Annotated in this window: 4 protein-coding genes and 1 pseudogene; 3 read left to right on the top strand and 2 right to left on the bottom strand. The window is 71.8% G+C overall.

Annotated elements, in window-relative coordinates:
• Nucleotides 1-315, top strand: a pseudogene (locus G6030_RS11375) (hypothetical protein); the annotation flags it as partial.
• On the opposite strand, the gene G6030_RS11380 reads toward G6030_RS11375, so the two are convergent.
• Complete coding sequence (locus G6030_RS11380) at nucleotides 290-949, bottom strand: TrkA family potassium uptake protein (RefSeq protein ID WP_182643199.1); 660 nt, start codon at nucleotides 947-949, stop codon at nucleotides 290-292. The pseudogene G6030_RS11375 and the gene G6030_RS11380 sit on opposite strands and share 26 nt — an antisense overlap.
• 88 nt (nucleotides 950-1,037) lie before the next feature.
• Nucleotides 1,038-1,700, bottom strand: a complete 663-nt coding sequence (locus G6030_RS11385) for a TrkA family potassium uptake protein (protein WP_182643198.1) — start codon at nucleotides 1,698-1,700, stop codon at nucleotides 1,038-1,040.
• 113 nt (nucleotides 1,701-1,813) lie between these two features.
• Between G6030_RS11385 and G6030_RS11390 the strand changes: the two genes are divergently transcribed.
• Together G6030_RS11390 and G6030_RS16875 are read left to right on the top strand one after the other, a co-directional pair.
• A complete protein-coding gene (locus G6030_RS11390) occupies nucleotides 1,814-3,805 on the top strand; it encodes an amino acid permease (protein ID WP_182643200.1) in 1,992 nt (663 codons plus the stop codon).
• The coding region (locus tag G6030_RS16875; RefSeq protein WP_347238644.1) for a TRAM domain-containing protein at nucleotides 3,802-3,952 on the top strand (151 nt) is incomplete at its 3' end. The genes G6030_RS11390 and G6030_RS16875, both read left to right, overlap by 4 nt.

Below are 3,952 nucleotides of genomic sequence, written 5' to 3' on the forward strand. Positions count from 1 at the left end.
TCGGGCGGCGTCGCGGCCGGGAGGCCGGGGGTGGTGTCGGGGGACGACGACGAGGTGGGCGGCGGCCGGCTCCGGGACCTGCTCCGGCGGCGCGGGCGGGTCTCGCCCGGTCCCGCGATGCGCATGGAGGCGGCCTACTGCGCGGAGGTCGTGGGCCTGACCCTGGAGGCGATGGGCGTGCTCCGGCCCGCCGGGGACGCCGGTTGGTACGACCCGGGGAGGTTCTGGAGCGGGGACGACCTGCCCCTCGCGCCGGGCTGGGACTACGGACGGGAGATCGCCGTGACCGTCAACCCCCCAGGATCGCCTCGCTGACGTCGGCCTCGACTGCCTCGGGGGCCACCACGAGCAGTTCGTCACCGGGCTCGAACGGCACGTCGGGTTCGGGGACGATCACCCGCCCGCCGCGCAGGATCGCCACGAGGGCGGCGTCGCGGGGTATCCGCACGCGGGACACGGGGCGTCCGGCCAGCGGGGTCTGCGGGGGCAGCGTCACGCTGACGAGGTTCGCGCCGCCGCGACGCAGCGTCATGAGCCGGACGACGTCGCCGACGGAGACCGCCTCCTCGACGACCGAGACGATCAGTCTGGGGGTGGAGACCGCCACGTCGACCCCCCAACGCTCGTCGAAGAGCCACTCGTTGCGGGGGTCGTTGACACGGGCCACGACGCGGGCGACGGCGAACTCGGTCTTGGCGAGCAGGCTCACCACCAGATTGGCCTTGTCGTCCCCGGTCGCGGCGACGACGACGTCGGCCTCCTCGGTGCGGAGCCGCTCGAGGACGCTGAGCTCGCAGGCGTCACCGACCTGCTGGTCGGCGTCATCGACCGGGTCGGCGGAGAACACGCTGGACCGCTTGTCGATCAGGGTCACCGTGTGGCCGCCCGCGAGCAACTCCCGCGCGATGGACCGTCCGACGACCCCGGCACCGGCCACGACGACCCGCATCGAACTGGTCCGGAACGCCCGGGACGGGGCCTCGGCGAGCAGGCCGGAGCCGTCGGCGTAGTCGTCGACCGAGGGGTCGGGAGTCGGGTCAGGCATCGGAGGATCCTCGCTGCATCAGGTCCTCCAGGCCGCGCACCGCCTCCGAGGGCACGGCGAGGTGGAGGACGTCGTCGGACTGGACGAGCGTGTCCCGGTCCGGGATGCGGCACTCGCCGAAGCGGGTGACCGCGGCGGCGCGGCCACCGACCTCCGCGGCGAGCCGGTCGACGGGCAGGCCCACCCATCCCGGCGGGGCGTCGAGTGCCACCAGGGAGACCGTGTCGGTCTGGTCCCGCCACTCCACCGGACTCGTCCCGGCGGTGATGTACCGGACGAGCCGGCCGGTCGCCCAGGGGACGGTGGTGACGGTCGGGATACCCAGACGTTCGTAGACCTCGGCCCGGCCGGCGTCGTAAATGCGGGCGATCACGCGCTCGACACCGAAGGTCTCACGGGCCACCCGGGCCGCGATGATGTTGGAGTTGTCCCCCGAAGACACGGCGGCGAACGCGTCGGCGCCCACCAGCCCGGCGTCGGTGAGCACCGCCCGGTCGAACCCCTGGCCGGTGACGGTCTGACCGCCGAACCCCTCGGGCAGCCGGGCGAAGGCCGCGGGGTCGCGGTCGATCACCACCACCGCGTGGCCGGCGGCGTCGAGCTCGGCGGACAACGCCGCCCCGACACGGCCACAGCCCATGACGACGACCCTCATCGCGAGTCCCACTCCTCCCGGCGCACGCTCGTACCCCAGGGACGTCACGCTACTCACATCCGCGGATGCTGTCCGCCGCGGCGCGCGGGTCCTACGATGTGTCGGTGTCCAGGATCTCCAGGGTCTCCGTGGGAGCCAAGCGCCTGTTGGTGGGGCGCCCGTTCCGCAGCGACACCATCGGCGCCACGCGCCTGCGCAAACGGATAGCCCTGCCGGTGTTCGCCTCCGACGCGCTGTCGTCGGTGGCCTACGCCCCGCAGGAGATCTTCCTCGTGCTGTCGATCGCCGGGATGTCGGCGATCGCGCTCACCCCGTGGGTCGGGGTGGCGGTCGCGTTCGTCATGGTCGTCGTCATCGCCTGTTACCGGCAGAACGTCCACGCCTACCCGTCGGGTGGCGGTGACTACGAGGTGGCGACGGTCAACCTCGGCCCCCGCGCCGGCCTCGGGGTGGGCGCGGCGCTGCTCATCGACTACGTCCTAACTGTCGCCGTCTCCATCTCCGCCGCGGCGGCGAACATCGGCTCCGCCATCCCGTTCGTGCAGTCCCACGCCGTCTTCTTCGCCGTACTCGCGATCGCCGGACTCGCCGCGGTCAACCTCCGGGGGATCCGGGAGTCCGGGGCGATGTTCGCGGTGCCCGTCTACGCGTTCCTCGCGTCCATGATCGCCCTCATCGTGTGGGGCCTGCTGCAGGTCGAGGTACTCGGCCGGGACCTGTCCGCGGAGTCGGCGGAGTTCGACCTCGTCCCCGCGGAGGGCGCGGAGGTGACCGGCCTGGCGCTGGCGTTCGTGGTGGCCAAGTCCTTCGCCTCGGGGTGCGCCGCGCTCACCGGCGTCGAGGCCATCCACAACGGGGTGCCGGCCTTCCGCAAGCCCCGCGCCCGCAACGCGGCGATCACCCTCGCGATCCTGGGCGTGCTCTCGGTGTCGTTCCTGCTGGGCCTCATCGCGCTGGCGCGCAGGCTCGGGGTCCGGATCGCGGAGAACCCGGCCACCCAGCTCGTCGGCGCCCCGGAGGGATACCAGCAGAAGACGATGATCGCGCAGCTCGCGGAGCCGGTCTTCGCCGGGCTGCCGATCGTGTTCTACGTCGTCATGGTCGTGACCGCGACCATCCTCGTGCTGGCGGCCAACACCGCGTTCAACGGCTTCCCCGTGCTGGCGTCCGTGCTCGCCCGTGACAAGTACCTGCCCCGTCAGCTCGCAACGCGCGGCGACCGACTCGCGTTCTCCAACGGCATCGTGCTCCTGGCGATCGCGGCGATCGCGCTGGTGATCGCGTTCGACGCCCAGGTCACGGTCCTCATCCAGCTGTACATCGTGGGCGTCTTCGTGGCGTTCACGCTGGGCCAGCTCGGGATGGTCCGCCACTGGACACGGCGGCTGCGGCACGAGGAGATCCCGGCGGTCCGTCGTCGGGCTCGCCGGTCGCGGGCGGTCAACGCGGTCGGGTTCGGCCTCACCTCGGGTGTCCTGATCATCGTGATGGCCACCAAGTTCTTCTCCGGCGCCTATATCGCCGTCCTGGCGATGGTGGCGGTCTTCGGCGTGATGAGGCTCATCTACCGGCACTACGACGCGGTGGCGCGTGAACTGGACGACTCCTCCCGCGAGGTCGTGCTGCCCAGCCGGACCCACTGCCTCGTCCTGGTCTCCAAGCTGCACCTGCCGACCCTGCGGGCCCTCGCGTACGCGAGGGCGACCCGCCCGGACACCATCGAGGCCCTGACGGTGAACATCGACACCGCCGAGACCCGCGCCCTCGTCAGGGAATGGGAGAGCCGGGGCATCTCCGTTCCGCTCAAGGTCGTCGAGTCCCCGTACCGTGAGATCAACCGCCCGGTCGTGGACTACGTCAAGCGGCTGCGGGACCAGTCACCGCGGGACGTGGTGATCGTGTACATCCCGGAGTACGTGGTGGGCCACTGGTGGGAGCAGCTGCTGCACAACCAGAGCGCGCTGCGCCTCAAGACCCGCCTGCTCTACGAGCGCGGAGTCATGGTCACGAGCGTGCCGTGGCAGCTGTCGTCCTCGCGCGGCCGGGCGGAGCAGGCCCGCGACGAACCGATCGTCGGGCGTTTGGGCGGACCGGAGGCGAGATGACACACGAGCACACGACCGACTGGACGGGCCGCGTCCTGCGGCTGGAGGTGGCCGGCCCGGCACACGGCGGTGAGTTCGTCGCCCGGCACGAGGGACGAGTGGTGTTCTGCCGCGGCGGGATCACCGGGGAGACGGTCGATGTCCTGG

Source organism: Dietzia sp. E1 (assembly GCF_014145015.1).
Taxonomy (GTDB): Bacteria; Actinomycetota; Actinomycetes; order Mycobacteriales; family Mycobacteriaceae; genus Dietzia; species Dietzia cinnamea_A.

Coding starts and splice junctions, on each gene's coding strand:
- G6030_RS11380 (WP_182643199.1), bottom strand. CDS start 949: ATGCGGGTCGTCGTGGCCGGTGCCGGGGTCGTCGGACGGTCCATCGCG.
- G6030_RS11385 (WP_182643198.1), bottom strand. CDS start 1,700: ATGAGGGTCGTCGTCATGGGCTGTGGCCGTGTCGGGGCGGCGTTGTCC.